The sequence below is a fragment of the Micromonospora chersina genome (assembly GCF_900091475.1).
Taxonomy (GTDB): Bacteria; Actinomycetota; Actinomycetes; order Mycobacteriales; family Micromonosporaceae; genus Micromonospora; species Micromonospora chersina.
In genome coordinates this window covers 5,804,447-5,825,229 of the sequence record NZ_FMIB01000002.1, presented here as the reverse complement: position 1 = coordinate 5,825,229, position 20,783 = coordinate 5,804,447, and the positions used below count along the sequence as shown (strand labels likewise).

Here is a 20,783-nt window from a genome sequence, read left to right as displayed (position 1 = left end):
GATCCTGGCAGTCGCCGGGTCAGTTTCCGAGACCCCGCCGCTCCAGCGCGAACGTCAGACCCGCGACAGTGGCCCACAGCGCCGTCGGGGCGAGCGCCAGGTACTGCAGCGGCACCGCCTGGGTGACCACCACGAGCAGCGCCATCACCAGGCTGAACACCGCGAGCCAGCGGCTCACCGACCGGCGGCGCAGCCCGGCCACGGCCACCGCGCCCGCGCTGAGCCCGGCACCGGCCCACACCCACGGGAAGGTGCTGTAGAGAGCGGCGAGCGCGGCGACCGTGTCGGGGTCGGTCTCGGACAGGTGCAGCAGGTCCCAGTACAGCTCGGTGGAGACCCCGCCGCCGACGAGCAGCAGCGCGGCGGTGAGCAGCAGGCCGGCCGCCGCCACGTCGGGCAGCAGGCCACCGGCCGGCTCACGGGCGGCCAGCCGCCGTCGCAGCCCGGCCGCGAAGACCGCCAGGCACCCGGCGGCCAGCACGGCCAGGACCTGGAAGACCCAGAGGTACGCCTCGCGGCCGTCCATCGCGGCCACGTAGCGGGCGTTGTCCGCGAGCAGCGACCGGTCCACGTCGGTCAGCGCCGGGCTGAACTGGAAGAGGGCGATGCCGGTGAGGCCGGCGACGGCTCCGGCGACCGCCCAGCCCCGGCGGGGGCGGTCGGTGGCGGCCGGCGCGCCGGTGGTGTCGAGCAGGGCGCTGGTCATGGTTCCTCCTTCGGGTACGCGAGCGCGGCGGATGGCCGCTCGGTGCAGCGTCGCCGTCCCGGCGTCCCGGGCACATGGGGCGGGGCGTCCCGACCGTCCGGGCGGTTCCCGGGGCGTACCCGGGCTCCGGCGGTGTCCCGACCGGTCGGTGTCGGTGTCCCTGGCGGCCGGGACGGTGGGCCGCCCACCGTGGAGCCGCACACGATGCCGAGGGAGGCCACCAATGGCGCACGACCTGCTGACCGCCGTACGCGAGCTGACGCCCGAGCTGACCGCGCGGGCCGCGGAGATCGAGCGGGAGCGGGAACTGCCCGCCGACCTGCTCGACCGGCTCCGCGCCGCCGGCTGCTTCCGGATGTTCGTGCCGCGCGACCACGGCGGGTACGAGGTGGACCTGCGCACCGGCATGGCGGTGCTGGAGACCCTGGCCCGGGCGGACGGCTCGACCGGCTGGACCGTGATGATCGGCGCGGAGACCCCGCACCTGCTGGCCCTGCTGTCCCGCGAGCGGTTCGACAAGATCTACGCCGCCGGCCCGGACGTCGTGGTGGCCGGCGCCTTCGCCCCGCAGGGCCGGGCCGAGCTGGCCGACGGCGGCTTCCAGGTCAGCGGGCGCTGGGCGTTCGCCAGCGGCTGCCGGCACGCCGACTGGATCTTCGGCAACTGCCTGGTCACCGCCGACGGCCAGCCCATTCCGGGCGCGGACGGCGCGCCGCCGGAGACCCGCTCGATGCTCTTCCCGGCCGACCGGGTGCAAGTTGTGGACACCTGGCACGTGCTCGGCCTGCGCGGCACCGGCAGCCACGACGTGGTGGTCGACTCGGCCTTCTGCCCGGCGGAGGCGACCTTCGACCTGTTCACCGGCACGCCGTGCCTGCCCGGCCCGGGGTTCGTGGCGCCGCTGGCGCAGTTCGTGCTGCACCTGGGCGCCGTGGCGGTCGGCATCGCGCAGGGCGCGCTCGACGACCTGACCGCCCTGCTCGGCGGCGACCGGCAGCGGCTGTACGCCCGGCAGCCGCTCGCCGACTCCCCCGCCTTCCGGATTCACCTGGGCCGGGCCGACCTGAACGTGCGCGCCGCCCGGACGCTCCTCGCCGACCTCGCCGACGACCTCTGGGCCGCCTGCGCACAGGACCCGGAGCGGATCCCGACGCTGCAACCGACCATCTCGGCGGCCCTGCCCTGGGTCACCGAGCAGGCGATCGCCGCCGTGGCCACCTGCTACCGGGCGGCCGGCGGCGGCGCGGCCCGCGACTCCTCCCCGCTCCAGCGCCGGTTCCGGGACATCCACACGTTCGCCCAGCACGCGGCAGCCGCCGAGGGCTGGCTGGGCAACAACGGCGCGCGGCTGCTGGGCCGGCCGGTGGCGCTGGCGTACTGACCTTGTCGCGGGGACCGGTGGGGCCCGGTCCCCGGCCGGCGCGAGGGGCGCCGGCCCGCGGCAGGCCGGCCGTCGAGGGGGGTTCGGCGGCCGGCCCGCCGCGTTGCGGGCGGCGGGCATCGGACGACCGTCTCTCCGCCGGCTTCCCGCCCCTGGCCGACGCCGAGCAGCGGCGTGACGGTCCGGCGATCCGGCGATCCGGCGATCCGGCGATCCGGCGGTCCGGCGGTCCGGCGGTCCGGCGGACGAGGGTGAGGACGGCGCGCGCGGGCGGTCAGGCCGCGCGGAGCAGCGGCGCGGCGGTCCGGCCCACGAAGGTGAAGGTGGCGCGGGCGGCCTCGGCCGCCTCGGCCAGCTCCGCCGGTGGCCACTCGCCGGCGGTCAGCGCCACGCGGAAGTCCCGCCAGTCGCGCCCGGGCGCGCGGCCGCTGCGCCGGAAGAAGCCGGTCGCCTCGCCCTCGGCGAGGCCGAGCCGCCGTTCCACCACGGGAGCGATGACGCTGCCGCCCAGCGCGCTGCCGAGCAACACGTACCGTCCGCCGACCGCCCGGGCCCGGGTGTCGAACCGGACACCGCCGTCCTCCCGGCCGTCGCCCGCCGCCTGCGCGATGCCGAGCGCGGCCAGGTCGGCGCGGAGCAGGCCGGTCGCCGCGCCGAGCCGGGGGTCGAGCCGCAGCCCGGACCAGTCCGCGGCGGCGAGGTCGCGTTCCAGCGGGGCCCACGCGGCGAGCAGCGCCGAGAGCACGGCCGCCAGGTCGGCCCGGGTCCGGATCCGGCCGGGCAGGTCGAGGTCGCGTTCCAGCGCCAGATGGTGGTCGCGGGTGCCGGTCCGCAACGCGGCCAGCATCGGCGACACGGCCTCCGGTCGCGCGCGGCGGGCCTGCTCAGACATCCGGCAAGTATGCCCGCCGGGCGGTCCGCTCCTCAGCGGGCGGGGGCACCACCGCGGCGACGCAGCCAGGCTGCCGCGCCGCTGACCACTGTCGCCCCGATGGCGGTGCCGATGGGGACCAGCGCCGCCCCCACCGCCCAGAGCCCGCTGGCGTCCGTCGACGCGGCCCGCACCGCCCAGACCGCGGTGAAGGTCACCGTCATCACCGGCGCCACCAGCCACGGAGTCCAGAACCAGCCGCCCACGGCCGCGATCACGATCAGGGTGAGCACGGCGGCGGCGACCTGCCAGACCGCGTACGGGCCGCTGGTCGCGCCGGTCTCCGGGTCGACCGTGTAGCCCGACTCCCAGCCCAGCCACGCCCACCAGGCCCCGACCGTCGCCGCCGCCAGAAGCAGGCCGCCGAGCAGGGTACGCATCGTCTTCGTCACGGCCCGATCCTGCCGCGTCACGCCGCCAGAGAAATGAGCATCCGTACTCGGGTCGGGAGGCGTCGGTGATCGCTACGGCGGCAGGATCCGCACCCCAGGCCAGCGCCTGCCCGGATCGTGGCGGGCGAGGCGGGCACGGGACAGCTCCACGGTCACCCGGCGCGGGTTCCGCCGCCACACCCCGTCGAGCAGGTCGTCCAGCCCGAGCGGGGCACAGACGTGCAGCGTCCCGGCAGCGTCGAGACGCACCGCCACACAGGTGGCGGTCTCGGGCCAGGTGGCCACCGCCTCGCCCACCGAGCGCAGCGCATCGACCGGACCGACGCCGAACACGCTCTCGTACCAGGTGTGCACGGCGGCCTGGTTGGTCGCCTCCCACGGGATCGCCGGGTCGCGGCGGCGCAGCAGTTCCGTCGCCGCGGCGTCGCCGCTCGGGGTGAGATCGTCGGGGTCGAAGAACGCGACGTCGACGTCCCGCACGGCCCGCGGGTCGAAGCCGCCGCCGTACCGCCGGCCCCAGACCAGGTCCCGAAGGACGCCCGCCCCGACCCACGCGTCCGGTAGACCGGCCTCCCGCACCACCACCAGCACGTCGAGGAGCCAGGGACACCCCGCGACCAGCTCGGCCAGCTCGGCCGTCCGGGGACCACTCGGCTCAGTGGTCGGCGACATGCCGCAACCCACCGGCGCGCTCACTCCACCGTCCAGTGGACGCCGGATGGCCGGACCCGGGCACACACCGGCCCACCCTCGGCGTCCGTCAACCGGAGCCGGCCGACCAGCACACCGGCTCCCTCGTGGCCGGCGCGCAGCAGCGTCCCCGGGATGTCACCGAACAGGAGCTTCGCCCGGCGGAACATCTCGAAACGGTCCTCCGTCACCGCACCCCAGCTGAGGTAGAGGAATCGCGCCCCCGGGCGGCCGTGCACCCACGGCCCACCGACGTCGAGCAGGCCGTCCACCTCGCGGCTGGTGACCTCGAACTGCCAGGCCGCTTCCCGCGCGTCGGCGGGCACCCGGTCGACCACCTCGGCCCTGCGCTGCATCCCCACGTGCACGTTGCGGAGCCGCAGCAGGTCCGCCTCGGCGCCGGTACGCCGGCCCGGCAGGTCGCCGCCCTCGATCCGGATCAGCATTCCCCGACTCTAGGTCTCCCGCTTCGCGACGGCGGGCCGCCAGCGGCATCCGCGCCCATCCCGGGTGTGGTCCACTTCCCACATGACCTCACCTCTCCCGCCCCCCGACGTCGAGACCCGGCTGGCCGACGAGCGGAACGTGTGGCTGTGCACCGTGCGCCGCGACGGTTCTCCCCACGTGACGCCGGTCTGGTTCATCTACGCGGACGGCACCTGGTGGATCGGCTGCGACGCTCGCAGCGTCAAGGCACGGAACCTGGAGGTCGACCCGCGCGTGTCCCTGGCCCTGGAGGACGGGACCGCTCCCGTGGTGGCCGAGGGCGTCGCCCACCTGCACCGCGGCGACTACCCCGCCACTGTCGTCGAGGCGTTCGCAGACAAGTACGAGGGATGGGACGTCGGGGAGCCGGAGGGTGAGCGGGTGTTGCTGGAGGTTCCGGTCCGACGGTGGCTGTTCGCGGGCACGGCTCAGTGATCGGTCGCCCCGAGCGGGGAAACCTCCCGTGTCGTCAGATCGCGGTTCCGGGCGGGGACTTCAGGTACGACGCCGCCTCGGCGAGGTAGCCACCACGGCCGGAACGCAGAGCGGCGGCGGCCATCCGGATCAGGTCGATGTTGACGCCAGCCGCGCCACTCGGGTCGTCCACCTTCAGCCGCACGTCCAGGCTCACCGCTGTCCCACCCCAGCCCTGCGCTTCGACGTTGAGGTGGGCGATCTTCTGGGATCGCAGGTGCGGGAGATATCCGAGGGGCGCCATCTGCACCTTGTCGGACCCGACGGCATTCAACTTGGACCGCGCCTTGGTGTTGGGGTTCTCGACCAGGTTACGGAAGTCCTCCGTACCCCCCAGATTCACCTGGTAGGAACTGACCAGGGTGAGCCCGCGCTCCTCGAGCAACCGCAGCAGTGCGCGGTGCACCACGGAGGTGCCGAACTGGCTGGCCAGGTCGTCGCCGAGCAGCGGCAGGCCGGCCTCCTCGAACCGCGTGAGCCACAGCGGTTCCCGGGCGACCGCGTCCGAGGTGGTGTTCACGAACGCCACGCCCGCCCGCAGGGCCGCCTCGGCGTACGCGTGGGCGGTTTCGGGCCTGCCGCTCGGCGCGGAATAGAGCAGCACCTCGGCGCCCTCCAGCGCGTGTGCCACCCGCTCGACCTCCGTCGAGTCGACGAGACCGGCCTGCACCGTCACGCCCGCGGGCGGCAGCTCCACGTCGAGCCGCGGGAAGTTGTTGGGCGCAACGAAGATCGCCTCGTGCAGGTCCTTGCCGACCTTGCCGTCGGAGAGGGCGAAGGCCGCGACGACGTCGATGTCACCGACCGCCAGCCCGGCCACCTCCGGCCGGTGGACGCCCACCAGGCTGCCGGTGCCGCGGTGGAAGGCGATCCCCTGCACCAGCGCCGACGTGTTGTTGCCGACGCCGACGACCGCGAGCTTCACGTTGTTGATCACGCACGAAGGGTACGCGCGTGCGGGAAGGAGGCACCATGGCGTGAGCGAGCTGTCCAGGCACGCCATTCCGTCCCGAACCTGGAGGACCAGTGCTGCCGCACGAGGAGCAGCGACCCTTCGTCGCGCTCGGCGCGATGCCGATGCGGGTGCTACTGCGGGCGTACTCGGGCGCGGTCCAGCGCGGGGCGGACAGCGTCGGCACCCTCGACGTGCTGTGCCGGGTCGCGCCGTACCCCAGGTCGGTTCCGCCGTGGCTGCTCGCGGGTGCGAATGGCGCGAACCTCATGCGGATGGCGGCCGACCCGCGCCGCATCCCGGCCGCACGCGCGGTCGGCGAACTGGTGTCCGGGCCGGCGAGCGAGTTCGACGACGAGGTGCAGGCGATTCTCCGCGAGGTCGAGTGGCGGTTCCGTCGCCAGCCGGGCCGGCGCCTCGGACAGCAGAGCGTGCATCCACTGTGGACGAGCGGCGTCCGTGTCACCCTCGCCGACGCGCTGCACGCCGCACGCGACAGCGGCACGCCGTTCGCCAACCTGTCCCATCTCGTGCTCGGCATGCTGCGACTGCGCGGCTGCGACGGGACCACCTACATCTTCCCCCACGAGTACGCACGGCTCTCGGCCATCGACCGGTTGCGCGCCGAACCGGCGATGCGACGGCCCGACGAGCCCTACCCGGATCTCGACGACGTGCGGTTGGCGCTCTGGCCCCGTTCCGGTTCGCTTGTCGACCGCGTCGCGGGTCGGTTCTTCGCGCGTGCGTCCCGGCTCAGCCGCTTCGGCCCGATACTGGCCGGAGTCGAGTTCGAGGCGAAACGCCAGGCGATCCGGCTCGGCCAGGACGTGATCGGCCCGCTGCACATCCTGCTCGCGATGCTCACCCATGACGCCACCCTCGAAGCGGCCCGGATCCCGGTACCCGCCCATCAGTCGAGCCGCAACCGGGGCGCGGCCGTCCTGCGCGGCCACGGTGTCGACGCCCACCGCCTCCGCGTGCTCGCCGCACGGCGCGGCGGGCCCGAGGAGCCGCCGGCCGAGGTGCTCACCGAGCAGCTGAGCAGCCAGCGCCTGGGCGACCCGTTCGCGGACGCCGACGTCGTCACCGCCGTGACGCGCGCCATGGAGATCTCGCTCGCCTACCGGCACTCCGACACGGGCACCGGTCACCTCCTGCTCGCGCTGATCGAGGACGACGCGGGCGGCGGCAGCGCGGTGCTGCGCGACCTCGGCGTCGACCCGACGGCGGTACGCGCGCGGGTCGAGCAGGACCTCCGCGCCGCACCCGCCGCCTGGCAGCCACCGGCCGGCCGGTAGCCGGCCGAGGTGCCGGGCCGGCCTCCATCCCGCGAAGCCGGGAAGCCCCGCCGCCGGTGGGAGATCAGCGAGGGGCGGCCGTACCGACCGGTGTGCGGCCGGCTCGGGGCACCGGCGCGGCAGCGTCCACCTTGCGGTGCGCCCCAGCCCGCTGGGACCCGGCCACGAGCGCCACGGCGCTGAACACCCACACCATGACGTTGCCGTTGATGTCCGCGCTCGACAGCGCGTTCACCGTCGCGTACACGACGAGGGCGCCCATCCCGGCGGCCGTGGGGTCGCCGCGCCGCACCCACACGGCCCGGGCCACCGCGGCGGCCAGCAGCAGCAGTCCTGCCAACGCCACCAACCCGCCTTCCACCGCCACCTCCAGCGGCAGGTTGTGCGGGTAGACGATGTCCTCCCGGCCCGGCGCGTACGCCAGCAGGTAGCCCGGCACCACCGACCCGAAGTCACCCCAGCCCAGCCCGATCGGGTGCGCCGTGAACGTGTCGAACGCCAGGTGCGACAACGCCACCCGGGCCTGCGAGGACGGATCGAGAGGGCCGCCGGACAGCACCTCGAACCGGGCCGCGGACTGCTGGGGCACCAGCGACGACGCGACAGCGGCAGCGACGGCGGTGACCGCCGCGACGCCGGGCACGATGGTCATCCACCGGCCGCCTCGGCTGCGCAGCACCACCAGCACCGCGGCGGCGGCGACAGCGGAGACGACCGGGCCTCGTGAACCGGTCAACGTCAGCGGCACCACCAGGGCGGCCGCGCCGGCGGCGGCGACCACCCGGATCGGCAACCGCCGGTGCGCCACGGCCAGGCAGAGCAGGGCCACCGCCCCGAAGCCGATGACACGGGCGGTGGAGATCGTGACGTTGCCCCGGAGCACCACCGCCTGCTGGATCTCGTAGGCGGGCTCGGGCACGGCCAGCGCGAGCACGGCCACCAGGACGCCGAGGAATGCGAGCACCCACAGGGCGGCGGCACGGCGGGCGGGCCGGTCGACCACCGTCAGCGCGCCGACAACCAGCAGCGGCGTGACGGTGAGCATCGTCGTGACCTTCGTCGTCGAGTAGGCGTCGAAGGACGTGAGCACCAGTCCGGGTGTGAACGACAGCAGCAGCACCAGGAACGGCCCCGATCCGGCGAGCGGCCGGAACCCTCGCCGCGACCAGCCCGCCAGGGTGACGGCGGCCGCCGCGGCGAGCGTCGCGTACAGCAGCAGGTGCGGGTGGGCGGCCGCCGCGCCGGCCACGGGTGCGAGCGCGTCGGCGACGAGCCGGGAACCGTCGAGGAGGACCGCCGCCGGCAGGGCGACGATCGGGGCGACCGCGGCCACGTCCCGGGCGGTGACCGTCACGGTGGGCGCCGGCGTGGTGTTCACCGGTATGCCGCCGTCGCCGTCGCCGCCACCGGTTCCTTGCGGGATGCGTCGGGCAGCCCGGCCAGCGCGGCCCGGGTCAGCGCGACATGCGCGGCGTACGCGGCGGCCATCATCGCCGAGAACCACAGCAGGCAGGCCCGGTAGCCGATCACGCCTGCCGCGGCGGCCCCGAACACCGCCGCGGTCGCCGCCAACCGGGCGACGTCCCACACGAGTTGCGTCGCGTTCCGTCCGGCGGCGTTGAGGCTCTGGCTGACCGGGGCCACGGCGAACTGGCCGAGGAGGAACGGCGAGAGCAGCAGCAACGCCAGCCCCACCCCGTGCCACTGCTCACCGAGGACGACAGGGATCAGCCACCAGCCGGCGGCGACGACGGCGGCGACGGACACGCAACCCGCAGCGGTCAGGCCCCGCAGGGCCCGCATGAAGGTCGGCAACGCCAGCGCCGCGTCGGTGCGTACCCGGTGGGTGATCTCCCCGAGGAGCAGCGGCATCAGCGCCTGCCCGAGCAGCGCCGACGGGAGCGCCCCGATCCGCAGCGCCAACGCCACGTCGGCCGCCGCGACGGTACCGAGCGCGACGCCGGACGCCGCGACCGGCAGGTTGACGGCCACGGCCGACACGATCCCGGCCGGCGCCGCGGCGAGCATGAACGCGCGGTGCCGGCGGAGGACGTCCCGCATCGGCGGGAGGGTGATCCCGCCGGTGGGGGTGGGGGTGAGCAGGAGCAGCGTGCCGGCGCCGTAGCCGACGGCGGCCGCGGCGAGCAGGCCCGCCGGGGTCGGCATCACCACGCTGGCCGCCACCTGGCCGGCGACCTGCACGGCGGCGGTGAGGAGCTTGCTGCCGGACACGCGCATGTAGCGGCGTTCCCGTACGCGCGCATAGGTGTAGGTGCCGGCGGCCGCGATGGCGTAGGTGACGGCGGCCAGCGCCGCCGACTCGGCGAGGGCCCCGCCGTCGAGCTGCCCCCACACGGTGTGGCAGGTGAGGGCGATGATCCCGGTCGCGGCGGCGGCGACGAGGTTGGAACGCATCGCCGCCCGGATGAGCTGCGCGGCGTCCGCCTCGGTGGCGGTGGTGGCCGCCACCTCGAGCCGCAGCGGGCTGGCTCCGCCGACCATCGCGGCGACCGCGAACAGCGTCGCGAACCGGCCGAAGTCGGCCGGGGCGAACAGGGCCGTGACGACGAGGACCCCGCCGAGGTTGACGGTCTGCGCGCCGACGAGGACCGCGATGTTCGCGGTCCTGCGGTTCTTGACCGCGGCTGTCAGCCGCCCTGCGGTCGTCACAGTCGTCCCGCCCTCCCACCGACCGCCCCCGGCCGGTACCTGGGGGAACGACCCGATGGGGGTGACGGTGACGAGGTGCCGCTCCGAAGGAGGTTTCCAGGATGATGTCGGATCAGGGCGCAGCCGTTCGTAGAACGAGTGTGCGCTGAGAGGAGACGACCATGACGGAGTACCTGATCACCTTCAACGATGAGTGGGTGCCCGACCACACGGCGGAGGAACTGCGTGAGAAGAGCATGGCCGCCCGGACCGTGATCGAGGAGATGCAGGCCGACGGCGTCCTCATCTTCACCAACGGCGGGCTCGACCGGTCCACCACGGTGTGCAGTGTCGAGCCGGTTGACGGCAGGCCGGTCTTCACCGACGGCCCCTACGTCGAGACCAAGGAGCACCTCGGCGGCTTCGTCGTCGTGGACGTGCCCGACGACGCGGCGGCGCGACACTGGGCCGGCAGGCTCGCGACCGTGCTCGGCTGGCCGCAGGAGGTCCACCGGTTCCGCGGTCCCGGGCAGACCGGGCGTAACGGTTCCGGGGAGAGGTAGCCCGGCGGTCAGTGTGTTCCGGTGCGGTCCTCCCAGATCGGCTGCTGGGGCTCGTCGTTGTGCACGACGATGTCGGCGTGATCGGCCGGGCGGACCGTCGCGAAGTAGAACTGTTGGGACGGGATGTAACGCCGGCGCCAGCGCCGTTCGACCTCGGCCCGGGATGACACCCGGCGCTCCCGGATCACGGCACGGTCCACGGTCGTCTCGAGGGCGGTCGACACGAAGATGCGCAGCTCCCACCGGTCAACCAGTTCCGGGCGCAGGAGAAAGACGCCGTCGAAGACCAGCACGGCGTCGGCGGGGGCGGTCGTGACCGGCGGGGACAGCACAGAATCCGCGGTGCGGTCGTAGACCGCGTGCTGCAAGCGTCGGTCTCCGCCCGGGCCGAGCGGATCCAGCAGAACCCGGTTCAGCGCGCCGTGGTCGTGGGTGTCGAAGTAGCAGCCTTCGGCCGAGTACTCGCCGCGCGGATAGCGCTGCGCACGGGGGAAGAGGAAATCGTCGATCGTCGCGCGGATGACATCGCGGCCCCGCCCGCGCAGGACGGCGGCCAGCTCGTCGGCGAGAGTGGTCTTGCCGGCGGCGGGCGGTCCGTCGACGGCAACTCGCGTCGGGTGTACGACCCTGACGGAGCAAACCGCCTCAGCCAGGCGGCCGAGCAACTCGTCGCGGGAGCCCCGGTCCATGTCCTGCCCCGTCCTGGTCGCCCGAAGGTCCCGTGTCAGATCAGGCAGCGGGCGAGTTCCGAGTGGTCGTAGGTCCAGTACCCGAAGGATCCGGACCACACCCAGCGCTTCACGTGCCAGTAGTGGTACTCGTACTCCAGGTAGAACCCTGGCCAGCTCGGGTTCGGCTCAAGGCCGGTCCGGGCGCCGACGTACTGGTACGGGGTGGTGGAGGTGCTGCCGCAGCGGTCCCCGCCGGTGGCGGTCACGGCCAGATCCGTAGCGGTGACGATGGTTTCGCCGCTGCACCGCACCACGTAGCTGCGCTGGTAGCTGTCGGAGGTGGCGTCGACGACGTGCCAGTACCGATAGGTGCTGACCGAGCCGACCAGCCAGAAGGTGGTCGGCGTGCCGCCGACGACGCGGCTGTAGCTGCCCGCGGCAGCGCAGGCCAGGCTGTCCGGTGCGGCCTGGGCGGCGGCCGGAAGGACGATGACGGACGCCAGCGCCGCGATCGCGACGGCAAGGGCGAGTTTCAGTCTCATGCCCACGCAACCTACGGCCGACCATTTGATCGACTCACATCATTGGCGATTTCCCGACACGGCTTCCGGCGGGCCGCCATCGAGCGTCGAGCCGAACTGCATCAGGGCAGGCCGGTAGTCGATCCCGTCCAGGAGGTCCAGGCACAGCGTGCCGTTGGATGGGACGCGGCGTTGACGGTACGACGGCTCGGCCTCTGCGTCGCGGTCGCTGCGACGCTGCTCGCGGACCCCACGCTCAACTGAAGGTCGGCGCTACTCCTCCGCCGGCAGGTCGTGAAACCACCGCCGAGACGATGCCGGCACCAGCAACAGGCCAACGATGACTGATGCACCAACGATCTGCAGTAGCCCTAGAGCCTCAGCCTTGGTGATCGCGACGACGCCGTACACAACGCTGGCGGTCGAGATAACTGTTGTCCAAAATCGGGCCCGGCCGCTACCACGCCACAGGCCGTACGCCAACGCCAGGAGAAGAAGCACCCCTATCAACCCGATGGCGATGGATGGACCACTCGCAAACATCATCGACGCCGAGAGCGCGGCCGCCACGAGCAGAATCACGGAGGCGGCGGCGACCGGCACAGGAACGCGTCGCTGACTTTGCTCGATCATCGGCTCATGTTAGGCGTCGTTCGACCGGTCCAATAGGCACTGGCCGTTGGCTTCGACCAGGCGCTGAGTCACCTGGCAACAGAGAACTTGAGCTGAAGTGCACGTTCCTCGGCCGGCGAGGTGTTGCGCATCAACAACTTCCGTCGCCGCGTCTTCGATCGGGCTGCGGAGTCGACCGGGCTCGACGGCCTGACGCCGCACGAACCACGGCACACGGCGATGCGGTTCGTCCGGGTCGACCCAAGCATCGTTGACCAGGAAAAACGGCTGGTGGGGCGGGCGGGACTCGAACCCGCGACCGAGGGATTATGAGTCCCCTGCTCTAACCCGCTGAGCTACCGCCCCGCTACCGCGCCGGATCGTAACCCGCTCGACGGATCACCGGCCATCACCCGTCGGGCCGGGTTGATGATCTGGCCGGCACGATGGGCAACGCGAGAATAACAGCGCGCAGCGGATCGCTCCGTCGCGCCGGTGGTCACATCGCGCCGGTGCGGCGCAGTTCGGCCAGCACCGCGCCGGCGGCCCGCCAGCCGCTGGCGAGGGCGCCCTGGATGGACGGGCTGTCGCGGTGGTCGCCGGCCACGAAGAGTCCTTCGCCGAGCGCGACCGGCTTGCGGAGCCGGCCCTGTGGCGGCGGCGCGGCGGGCAGCGCTTCGGGCACCGACACGGTGGTGAGGTGGGTCCAGTCGGCGGTGGAGCGGCCGTAGAGGCGGTCCAGCTCGCGGCGGATCAGCGGCTCGGGCGGGGGCTGCGGGCCGACCACCGAGGTGGCGACGAGGTGCCTGCCGGCCGGCGCGTACGTGGGTGCCGCGTTGCTGACCACCACCGTGTTGGCGACGAGTTCCCGCCGTTCCCCGTCGAGGAGCAGGATCGGCTCGGCCAGCGGTGGGGTGTCGGTGCTGTGGTAGTAGGTCGTGTAGCTGTGCATGCGTACCCGCTGGAGCCGCGGCAGCAGGGTGGCCGCGGCCGGCGGGTCCACGGCGACCACGACGGCGCGGCAGGTGATGTCGCCGGCGGGGGTGCGGACCCGGCCCGGCGCGACCTCGGCGACCGGGCTGTCCAGGTCGATCAGTTCGGCGGGCAGCGGGCCGGCGACGGCGGCGGGCAGCGCGGCCATGCCGCGGGCGGGCAGGCCGATCCGGCCGCGGACGAAGGCGCGCAGGAGGACGGCCAGCACGTGGCTGGAGGTGGCCAGCTCGCGGTCGAGCACGACGCCGGAGAGGAACGGCCGGAGCAGTTCCTCGATGAACGCGGCGGAGAGGCCGGCCCGGCGCAGCGCCGTCTCGGTGGTGGTCTCGGGGGCGTTGAGCAGCCGGCCCACGGGCAGGGTGGCGCAGCCGGTGGCGAGTGCGGCGAAGCGGAGCCGGTCGACAAGCGATCCGACGCCCGCGGTCAGGGTGCCGGGCGCGCCGGCGGGGTCGCGCAGCGGGTTGACGAGGCGGTCCAGCCGGTCGCCGCGGCGGACCAGCACGCCGGACGTGAACCGGCCGAGGTCGAGGGCGCCGAGGTCGACGAGGCCGGCGAGCCGCGGGTACGCCGTGTTGAGCACCTGGAAGCCGCGATCCAGAAGGTAGCCGTCGACCTCGTCGGTGGCGACCCGGCCGCCGAGCCGGTCGGCGGCCTCGACGAGCCGCCAGGGCACGCCGGCACGGTGGAGCCGGCGGGCGGCGGCGAGGCCGGCCAGGCCGCCGCCGACGATGACCACGTCGGTGTCAGTGGGCATCGGCCACCTCCGTGCCGGCCCGGTCGCCGTCCCGGTTGGTCCGGGACAGCCGGCCGGGCCACCAGACTGTCGGCCCGATGTCGTACGCGAGCGCGGGCACCAGCAGCGAGCGCACCACGATGGTGTCGAGCAGCACGCCGGCGGCGACCGCCACGCCCAGCTCGACGAGTACCACCAGGGGCAGTACGGCGAGCGCGGAGAAGGTGGCGGCGAGCACGATGCCGGCGGAGGTGATCACGCCGCCGGTGACCGCCAGGCCGGTGAGCACGCCGGCCCGGGTGCCGCGCCGGACCGACTCCTCGCGGACCCGACTCATCAGGAAGATGTTGTAGTCGATGCCGAGGGCGACCAGGAAGACGAACGCGAACAGCGGGAACGACTGGTCGACGCCGGGGAAGTCGAGGAGGTACTTGAAGATCAGCGCGCACAGGCCGAGCGTCGCCAGGAACGACAGCACCACGGTGGCGATCAGCAGCACGGGGGCGAGCAGGGCCCGCAGCAGCACGGCCAGGATGACCGCGATGACCAGCAGCACCACCGGGATGATGACGTTGCGGTCCCGGGTGGAGGCGTCGGCGGTGTCCACGTTGATGGCGGTGAAGCCGCCGACCACCGCGTCGGCGCCGGGCACCCGGTGGACCGCGACGCGCAGCTCGCGGATGGCGCGTTCGGCGCCGTTGCTGTCCGGTGGGTCGGCGAGGGTGGCCTGCAACTGCACCCGCCCGTCGACCACCTCGGGCGGCCCGGCCGGCCCCTGCCGGCTGAACGGGCGCACCGAGGACACCCCGCGTACGCCCTGCGCCACCTGGGCGACCTGCTGTGCGGTGGCCTGGTTGGTGAAGATGGTGGCCGGGCTGCCGGTACCGGCCGGGTAGTGGCGGGCGATCACCTCCTGGCCGGCCACCGAGTCGGTGCGCTGGGTGAACAGGTCGGACTGGCCGAGGGTGGTGGCGCCGAGCTGGGTCACCCCGAGGGCGAGCGCGGCCAGGACCACCGCCGTGACGATCCAGACGGTACGGGCGCGGCGGGCCACGAACCCCGCGATCCGCCCCCAGATGCCGTGTTCGGTCCGCGGGTCGGCGTGGTCGTACCGGGGCCGCCGGGGCCAGAACGCCCACCGCCCGCCGAGCAGCAGCAGGGCGGGGAGGAAGGTGAGCATCACGAGCAGGGTGGCGGCGATGCCGACGGCGCTCACCGGGCCGAGCGCCCGGTTGGAGTTGAGGCTGGACAGCAGCAGGCAGAGCAGGCTGACGATGACGGTGGCGCCGGAGGCGATGATCGCCGGGGCGGCGCCCTTCCACGCGGCCCGCATGGCGTCCCAGGGCCGCTCGTGCCGGTGCAGTTCCTCCCGGTAGCGGGCGATGAGCAGCAGCGCGTAGTCGGTGCCGGCGCCGAAGACGAGGACGGTGAGGATGCCCTGGGCCTGCCCGTTGAGCTTGATGACGTCGTTCTTCGCGAGGAGGTAGACGAAGAGCGCGGCCAGCGAGTACGACATCCCGGCGGCGAGCAGCGGGAAGACCCAGAGCACCGGGCTGCGGTAGACGATCAGCAGGATGACGAGCACCACGACGAGGGTGACCAGCAGCAGCGGCCCGTCGATGGCGGTGAAGACCTCGATGAGGTCGGCGAGCAGGCCGGCCGGGCCGGCCACGTCGACGGTGAGCCCGTCCCGGTCGGCGCCGGCGATCTCCCGCAGTTGGTCGACCACCGCGCCGATCTGTTCGCCCTCGGCCGCGTCGATCGGGACGACCACCTGCACGGCCTGCCGGTCCTCGCTGACGATCGGCGGTGGCAGCGGGCCGACCACGCCGGGCAGCTCCGCGAAGCGGGCCGTGTCGGCCTGGACCCGCTGCTGGTCGGCGGGGGTGATGCCGGAGGTGCGCTCGTAGACGACGAGCGCGGGGGTGGTCTCCCGGTCCACGAAGCCGGCGGCGAGGTCCTGCGCGCGGGTGGCCTCGGCGTCGGCGGGCAGGAAGGAGGCGTTGTCGTTCGTGGCGACGTCGCCGAGCTTGCCGGCGTAGGGCCCGGCGACGCCGCCGACGACCAGCCAGCTCAGCACCACGACCACCGCGATCACCGTCGCGGTCCAGCGGCCCCGCCCTCCGGCCATGTGTCCGTCCACCCTTGAATCGACGCAGTAATCGACGCAGCGGGAGTCTAAGTCGACATCGACCATCCTGCCGGGCGAAGTGGCGTCACGGGCGGAAACCGGCTGTCGAGGGGCGCGGGCGCCGGCAACGCGAAACGCCCGCCGGCCTGGGCCGACGGGCGTCGTGTGGAGCGGAGCTCCCCCGTTTGGACTCGAACCAAAAACCTGCCGGTTAACAGCCGGCTGCTCTGCCAATTGAGCTACGGGGGACCGTAGGTCACCCGGCTGCGGATCTCTCCGCGCCGTGCGACGGGGACAAGAGTACAGGACATCGGGGGGTGGTGCGCCAGGGGGTTACCCCACGTCCCCCACCCGACCGAGACCCAAGAATATCGGACAAATCGCCATCTCGGCACAGGCAGGTATGAGCGGAGAGCAGGATGGGTAGTTAGCGGACGACAGAGGACGCAGGCGCGAGAAGGTCGCTCCCGCCCGGGGCCACCGGGCCGGGATCGGCGGCGCGTCAGGTACGGAAGGAGCCGCCATGCGCGGAAAGATCATGTTTCTTGGCGGGCTGGCTGCGGGATTCGTCCTGGGCGCCCGTGCCGGCCGGGAGAAGTACGAGGAGTTGGTGGTCCGGGGCCGCAAGGTGCTCGACCACCCGACCGTCCAGGAGGCGGCGGGAGTCGCGCAGGCCCAGGCGACCCGGCTCTACTCCGAGGGCAAGGACAAGCTGGGGCAGACCAAGCTCGGTGAGAAGCTGGGCACCGCCACCGGCAACGGCAGCAAGCAGGGGCTGACCGACGCCGACAAGCCGTTCGCCGGCACGCCGGCCGCCGTCGGCGCCAAGTCCGGCTCGACCGGCACGAGCTCGACCAGCACGTCGACCTCCGGCACGAGCACCAGGTCGTCCGGCACGAGCAACAACCTCTGACGCCAACCGGGCAGCGGGCCGGTCGCCATCGGGCGACCGGCCCGCTCTCGTCTGTCCGAACGAGACCCCGCTCCTACTTTTGCTCATCCTGAACAAAAGTCTGAGTGGTTCATCGAAAACTTTTGGCTTCTACCTCTTCTCTTTGGTCCCGGGCGCAAATATCGTCTCGCGTAGAACCTGGCCAGGCTCTCGTCACCTCCCAGCGACCTCCTCAGCCTCGTCCCGGCGCTGAGGCGGACCCGCCCGACCAGAGCGAGGTTCGATGCGCAGAAGACCGTTCGGCCGCAGGGCCGCCACCCATCTCAGCCTGCTCACTCTCGTCGCCGCGTCGCTCGTCGCGACGGCGGAGCGTGCCCCGACCCCGGCGCAGGCCGCGCCGGTGCTCACCGCCCCCGCACCCGTCAGCAACGGCATCCAGTACAAGGTGCTCGTCTTCACCAGGTCGGCCACCGGCAACAACGCCGCCACCGCGGCCGGCGTGCAGGCGGTTCAGAAACTGGGTCAGGAGCGCCGCTTCACCGTCGAGGTCACCAACGACCCGCGCAAGTTCGACCAGGCCCACCTGAAGCAGTTCCGCGCCGTGGTGTTCCTGAACACCGCCGGCGACGTGCTCGACGACGCCCAGCAGGCCGCCTTCGAGGCGTACTACCGCGACGGCGGGGGCTTCGTGGGCGTCCACTCCGCCATCGAGGCCGAGCCGGACTGGTCGTTCCTCACCAACGTGCTCGGCACCCGGGCCACCGGCGCGCCGACCGCCGCGAGCCGGGCGACCGTCACCGTCGCCGACCGGGTCCACCCGGCGTCGGAGACGCTGCCGCAGCGCTGGTCCACCACCGACCGGTGGTACAACTTCGCGGCCAACGTCCGGGGCGTCTCCCACGTGCTGGCCACGGTGGACGAGAAGACGTACACCGGCGGCAGCATGGGCTTCGACCACCCGGTCACCTGGTGCAAGGACTACCAGGGCGGCCGCTCGTTCTACACCGGACTCGGCGCGACCCCGGAGAGCTACGACAGCGCCGACCTGCGGGCCCACCTCGGCGGGGCGATCCAGTGGGCGGCCGGCGTCACCGACGGCGACTGCGGCGCGACCGTGCTGGCCAACTACCAGATGACGGTGGTCGGGGCGCAGCCCAACGTCAACGAGCCGATCGGCTTCGACGTGCTCCCCGACGGCCGGGTGCTCCAGACCGACCGGCGCGGCGGCGTACGGCTGCACAACCCGGAGACCAACCAGACCACCGTGCTGGCCCAGATCCCCGTCTACACCAACAGCGAGGACGGGATGTACGGCCCCGCGGTGGACCGGGACTTCGCCACCAACAGGTGGGTCTACCTGTACTACGCGCCCCCGCTGGACACCCCCACGGGCAGCGCGCCCACGACCAGCACCGACCCGAACGCCTGGGACGTGTGGAAGGGCTACTTCCAGCTCTCCCGCTTCAAGTTCGTCGACGGGGAGACGCCGTCGCTGGACCTGAGCACCGAGCAGAAGATCCTCCAGGTGCCGGTGGACCGGGGCGCCTGCTGCCACGTGGCCGGTGACATCGCGTTCGACTCGGAGAACAACCTCTGGCTGGTCACCGGGGACGACACCCCGGCCGGCGGCGGCGGGTCCGGCGGCTTCTCGCCGCACAACGACTCGGTCAGCGCCACCGGCGTCTACCAGGCCCCGTTCGTCGACGCCCGGCGCAGCTCGGCCAACACCAACGACCTGCGCGGCAAGATCCTGCGGATCACCGTCGGCGCGGACGGGTCGTACACCGTTCCGGCGGGGAACCTGTTCCCGGCCGGGACCGACAAGACCCGGCCGGAGATCTACGCCATGGGCTTCCGGAACCCGTTCCGGATCACCCTCGACAAGAACGACGTCGCCTACATCACCGACTACTCGCCGGACTCCTCGGTCGCCCAGGTGGGCCGCGGTCCCGCCGGCACCGGCCGGATGATGGTCGTCGACAAGCCGGCGAACTACGGCTGGCCGATGTGCGTGCAGCCGAACCTGCCGTACATCGAGATGAACTGGACCACCACCCCGATCTCCCCGGTGGCGCCGTTCGACTGCGCCGCCCCGAAGAACACCTCGCGGCACAACACCGGCCTGACCGACCTGCCCCGGGTGGAGAAGTCAGAGCTGTGGTACTCGTTCCAGGCCCCGACGCCCTGCCCGGAGTCCTACCTGTCGACTCCCACGCAGACCTGCCCGGTGCTCTTCCCGGAGCTGGGCACGGGCGGCGTCGGCCCGCACGGAGCGGCGAAGTACGACTTCGACCCGGAGCTGAGGTCGGAGACGAAGTTCCCCGAGTACTACGACGGCGCGATCTTCTTCGGTGAGTTCACCCGGGACACCCTCAAGGAGATCCGGCTGGACGACCAGGGCGACATCCTGAAGATCAACAATGTGCTGAACTGCGGGCAGGCGCCCACCACGCCCGCGAAGCCGTTCCTCTGCGACAACCCCATGGACATGCGCTGGGGCGCGGACGGCAACTTCTACCTGCTGACGTACGGCGACGGGTTCTTCAACGTCAACCCGGACGCGGCGATGCTCAAGTTCAGCTACGTCAAGGGCCTGCGGGCGCCGACCGCCGTGCTGAACGCCACCCCGACGAACGGTCGGGCGCCGCTGACCGTCGCCTTCTCCAGCGACGGCTCGAAGGACCCGGACCCGGCGGACTCCATCTCGTTCGCCTGGGACTTCGACGGCAACGGCACCACCGACTCGATCGACCCGAACCCGTCGTTCACCTACACCACCAACGGCGTCTACACCGCCCGGCTCACGGTGACCGACTCCAGCGGCAAGACCGCGTCGGCGAACACCACGATCACGGTCGGCAACACCGCGCCGACAGTCACGGTCACCACCCCGCTCGAAGGCGGCTTCTTCAGCTGGGGCGACGACATCCCGTGGACGGTCACCGTCACCGACCCGGAGGACGGGCCTGTCGACTGCGCCAAGGTCGAGGTGACCTTCGTGCTCGGCCACGACAGCCACGGGCACGGTGAGGCCAACCAGTTCGGCTGCTCGGGGGTGCTGCCCACGGACGCCGACGACGCCTCGCACGGCGGCTACATCTACGGCGTGGTCAGCGCGTCGTACACGGACAAGGGCGCCAACGGCCAGCCGGCGCTGACCACCGTGGACCAGCAGATCATCCAGGCCAAGCGCCAGGAGGTCGAGTTCGCCACCGAGGAGTCCGGCACCACGGTCGGCACCAGCGCCGACACCGGGGGCGGGCAGCAGCGCGGCAGCCTCGACCCCGGCGACTGGATCGCGATCAACAACACCGTGAACCTGAAGAACATGCAGTCGGTGACGCTGCGGACCTCCGGGGGCAGCGCCGCCACCGCCGGGCAGCCCCGGTTCGGCGTCCAGTTCCGGCTGGACTCCCCCACCGGCCCGCTGCTGGCCACGGCCACGGTCAACGCGACCTCCGGCAACAACGCCTTCACGAGCACCACCGTGCCGGTCACCGACCCCGGCGGGACGCACAAGCTCTACCTGGTCCTGACCACCGTTCCCGGCGGCCCGGCCAGCGGCTTCGGCAACCTCAACTGGGTCGAGTTCACCGGCCAGGGCATCGGCGTCACCCCGTGACGCCCGGGTGGGGCCGCCACCCGGGCGGCCCCACCCGGCCTTCCGTCCTCCCACACCACCCAGCACCGTCAGAAAGGCAGTCAGGA

Annotated in this window: 19 protein-coding genes and 2 tRNA genes; 6 read left to right on the top strand and 15 right to left on the bottom strand. The window is 72.8% G+C overall.

All coding sequences use genetic code 11. The features are described 5' to 3' along the window. Positions 1-19: 19 nt before the first annotated feature. Entirely contained in the window at positions 20-706 is a 687-nt protein-coding gene (locus GA0070603_RS27180) for a hypothetical protein (RefSeq protein ID WP_091319487.1), read from the bottom strand. A gap of 223 nt (positions 707-929) precedes the next feature. On the opposite strand from GA0070603_RS27180, the gene GA0070603_RS27175 reads away from it, so the two are divergent. After that, entirely contained in the window at positions 930-2,087 is a 1,158-nt protein-coding gene (locus GA0070603_RS27175) for an acyl-CoA dehydrogenase family protein (RefSeq protein ID WP_091319484.1), read from the top strand. 274 nt (positions 2,088-2,361) lie between these two features. Here the strand turns inward: GA0070603_RS27175 and GA0070603_RS27170 are convergent, their stop codons facing one another. The 4 genes from GA0070603_RS27170 to GA0070603_RS27155 form a co-directional block, all read right to left on the bottom strand. After that, the gene (locus GA0070603_RS27170; protein WP_091319481.1) at positions 2,362-2,979 is read right to left on the bottom strand and encodes a biliverdin-producing heme oxygenase; all 618 of its coding nucleotides are present in this window, start codon (positions 2,977-2,979) and stop codon (positions 2,362-2,364) included. Positions 2,980-3,011: 32 nt separating this feature from the next. Further along, complete coding sequence (locus GA0070603_RS27165; protein WP_244282617.1) at positions 3,012-3,410, bottom strand: hypothetical protein; 399 nt, start codon at positions 3,408-3,410, stop codon at positions 3,012-3,014. Positions 3,411-3,482: 72 nt separating this feature from the next. Continuing rightward, a complete protein-coding gene (locus GA0070603_RS27160; protein ID WP_091319477.1) occupies positions 3,483-4,082 on the bottom strand; it encodes a nucleotidyltransferase family protein in 600 nt (199 codons plus the stop codon). Positions 4,083-4,102: 20 nt separating this feature from the next. Further along, complete coding sequence (locus tag GA0070603_RS27155) at positions 4,103-4,546, bottom strand: DUF5990 family protein (protein ID WP_091319474.1); 444 nt, start codon at positions 4,544-4,546, stop codon at positions 4,103-4,105. Between the two features lie 82 nt (positions 4,547-4,628). Here GA0070603_RS27155 and GA0070603_RS27150 point away from each other — a divergent pair, with 82 nt between their 5' ends. Then, positions 4,629-5,021 carry a pyridoxamine 5'-phosphate oxidase family protein gene (locus tag GA0070603_RS27150; protein WP_091319470.1) on the top strand — a complete coding sequence of 131 codons (393 nt, stop codon included), beginning with the start codon at positions 4,629-4,631 and terminating at the stop codon, positions 5,019-5,021. Positions 5,022-5,055: 34 nt separating this feature from the next. Here GA0070603_RS27150 and GA0070603_RS27145 read toward each other — a convergent pair whose 3' ends face one another. Continuing rightward, positions 5,056-5,997, bottom strand: a complete 942-nt coding sequence (locus GA0070603_RS27145; protein ID WP_091319466.1) for an inositol-3-phosphate synthase — start codon at positions 5,995-5,997, stop codon at positions 5,056-5,058. An 89-nt stretch (positions 5,998-6,086) separates the two neighbouring features. On the opposite strand from GA0070603_RS27145, the gene GA0070603_RS27140 reads away from it, so the two are divergent. After that, positions 6,087-7,310, top strand: a complete 1,224-nt coding sequence (locus GA0070603_RS27140; RefSeq protein ID WP_091319463.1) for a Clp protease N-terminal domain-containing protein — start codon at positions 6,087-6,089, stop codon at positions 7,308-7,310. Between the two features lie 64 nt (positions 7,311-7,374). Here the strand turns inward: GA0070603_RS27140 and GA0070603_RS27135 are convergent, their stop codons facing one another. Both GA0070603_RS27135 and GA0070603_RS27130 read right to left on the bottom strand, forming a co-directional pair. After that, positions 7,375-8,688, bottom strand: a complete 1,314-nt coding sequence (locus GA0070603_RS27135; protein ID WP_091319461.1) for an O-antigen ligase family protein — start codon at positions 8,686-8,688, stop codon at positions 7,375-7,377. Continuing rightward, positions 8,685-9,980 (bottom strand): oligosaccharide flippase family protein, encoded by a 1,296-nt coding sequence (locus GA0070603_RS27130; protein ID WP_091319458.1) that lies wholly within the window; start codon positions 9,978-9,980, stop codon positions 8,685-8,687. The genes GA0070603_RS27135 and GA0070603_RS27130 overlap by 4 nt, the downstream gene beginning before the upstream one ends. 161 nt (positions 9,981-10,141) lie before the next feature. On the opposite strand from GA0070603_RS27130, the gene GA0070603_RS27125 reads away from it, so the two are divergent. Continuing rightward, on the top strand, positions 10,142-10,522 hold the full coding sequence (locus GA0070603_RS27125) for a YciI family protein (protein ID WP_091319455.1): 381 nt from the start codon (positions 10,142-10,144) through the stop codon (positions 10,520-10,522). An 8-nt stretch (positions 10,523-10,530) separates the two neighbouring features. On the opposite strand, the gene GA0070603_RS27120 is transcribed toward GA0070603_RS27125, so the two are convergent. The 7 genes from GA0070603_RS27120 to GA0070603_RS27090 form a co-directional block, all read right to left on the bottom strand. Further along, a complete protein-coding gene (locus GA0070603_RS27120; protein WP_091319451.1) occupies positions 10,531-11,211 on the bottom strand; it encodes a cytidylate kinase family protein in 681 nt (226 codons plus the stop codon). Between the two features lie 35 nt (positions 11,212-11,246). After that, positions 11,247-11,735 (bottom strand): hypothetical protein, encoded by a 489-nt coding sequence (locus tag GA0070603_RS27115; protein WP_091319448.1) that lies wholly within the window; start codon positions 11,733-11,735, stop codon positions 11,247-11,249. Positions 11,736-11,987: 252 nt separating this feature from the next. Further along, the gene (locus GA0070603_RS27110) at positions 11,988-12,347 is read right to left on the bottom strand and encodes a hypothetical protein (RefSeq protein ID WP_139131938.1); all 360 of its coding nucleotides are present in this window, start codon (positions 12,345-12,347) and stop codon (positions 11,988-11,990) included. Positions 12,348-12,615: 268 nt separating this feature from the next. Then, positions 12,616-12,692, bottom strand: a tRNA-Ile gene (locus GA0070603_RS27105). 133 nt (positions 12,693-12,825) lie between these two features. After that, a complete protein-coding gene (locus GA0070603_RS27100) occupies positions 12,826-14,073 on the bottom strand; it encodes an NAD(P)/FAD-dependent oxidoreductase (RefSeq protein ID WP_091319440.1) in 1,248 nt (415 codons plus the stop codon). Continuing rightward, positions 14,063-16,183 (bottom strand): MMPL family transporter, encoded by a 2,121-nt coding sequence (locus tag GA0070603_RS27095; RefSeq protein ID WP_091319436.1) that lies wholly within the window; start codon positions 16,181-16,183, stop codon positions 14,063-14,065. Before GA0070603_RS27095 ends, GA0070603_RS27100 begins: the two co-directional genes overlap by 11 nt. Before the next feature lie 176 nt (positions 16,184-16,359). Then, a tRNA-Asn gene (locus GA0070603_RS27090) sits at positions 16,360-16,432 on the bottom strand. A 274-nt stretch (positions 16,433-16,706) separates the two neighbouring features. Here GA0070603_RS27090 and GA0070603_RS27085 point away from each other — a divergent pair. Both GA0070603_RS27085 and GA0070603_RS27080 read left to right on the top strand, forming a co-directional pair. Further along, on the top strand, positions 16,707-17,096 hold the full coding sequence (locus GA0070603_RS27085) for a hypothetical protein (protein ID WP_091319432.1): 390 nt from the start codon (positions 16,707-16,709) through the stop codon (positions 17,094-17,096). 262 nt (positions 17,097-17,358) lie between these two features. Continuing rightward, positions 17,359-20,697 (top strand): ThuA domain-containing protein, encoded by a 3,339-nt coding sequence (locus GA0070603_RS27080; RefSeq protein WP_091319429.1) that lies wholly within the window; start codon positions 17,359-17,361, stop codon positions 20,695-20,697. Positions 20,698-20,783: the final 86 nt, after the last annotated feature.

What these genes read in the sequence shown, in the direction of transcription:
- GA0070603_RS27180 (WP_091319487.1), bottom strand. Translation starts at nt 706, where the DNA reads ATGACCAGCGCCCTGCTCGACACCACCGGCGCGCCGGCCGCCACCGAC.
- GA0070603_RS27175 (WP_091319484.1), top strand. Translation starts at nt 930, where the DNA reads ATGGCGCACGACCTGCTGACCGCCGTACGCGAGCTGACGCCCGAGCTG.
- GA0070603_RS27170 (WP_091319481.1), bottom strand. Translation starts at nt 2,979, where the DNA reads ATGTCTGAGCAGGCCCGCCGCGCGCGACCGGAGGCCGTGTCGCCGATG.
- GA0070603_RS27160 (WP_091319477.1), bottom strand. Translation starts at nt 4,082, where the DNA reads ATGTCGCCGACCACTGAGCCGAGTGGTCCCCGGACGGCCGAGCTGGCC.
- GA0070603_RS27155 (WP_091319474.1), bottom strand. Translation starts at nt 4,546, where the DNA reads ATGCTGATCCGGATCGAGGGCGGCGACCTGCCGGGCCGGCGTACCGGC.
- GA0070603_RS27150 (WP_091319470.1), top strand. Translation starts at nt 4,629, where the DNA reads ATGACCTCACCTCTCCCGCCCCCCGACGTCGAGACCCGGCTGGCCGAC.
- GA0070603_RS27125 (WP_091319455.1), top strand. Translation starts at nt 10,142, where the DNA reads ATGACGGAGTACCTGATCACCTTCAACGATGAGTGGGTGCCCGACCAC.
- GA0070603_RS27120 (WP_091319451.1), bottom strand. Translation starts at nt 11,211, where the DNA reads ATGGACCGGGGCTCCCGCGACGAGTTGCTCGGCCGCCTGGCTGAGGCG.
- GA0070603_RS27115 (WP_091319448.1), bottom strand. Translation starts at nt 11,735, where the DNA reads ATGAGACTGAAACTCGCCCTTGCCGTCGCGATCGCGGCGCTGGCGTCC.
- GA0070603_RS27110 (WP_139131938.1), bottom strand. Translation starts at nt 12,347, where the DNA reads ATGATCGAGCAAAGTCAGCGACGCGTTCCTGTGCCGGTCGCCGCCGCC.
- GA0070603_RS27100 (WP_091319440.1), bottom strand. Translation starts at nt 14,073, where the DNA reads ATGCCCACTGACACCGACGTGGTCATCGTCGGCGGCGGCCTGGCCGGC.
- GA0070603_RS27095 (WP_091319436.1), bottom strand. Translation starts at nt 16,183, where the DNA reads ATGGCCGGAGGGCGGGGCCGCTGGACCGCGACGGTGATCGCGGTGGTC.
- GA0070603_RS27085 (WP_091319432.1), top strand. Translation starts at nt 16,707, where the DNA reads ATGCGCGGAAAGATCATGTTTCTTGGCGGGCTGGCTGCGGGATTCGTC.
- GA0070603_RS27080 (WP_091319429.1), top strand. Translation starts at nt 17,359, where the DNA reads ATGCGCAGAAGACCGTTCGGCCGCAGGGCCGCCACCCATCTCAGCCTG.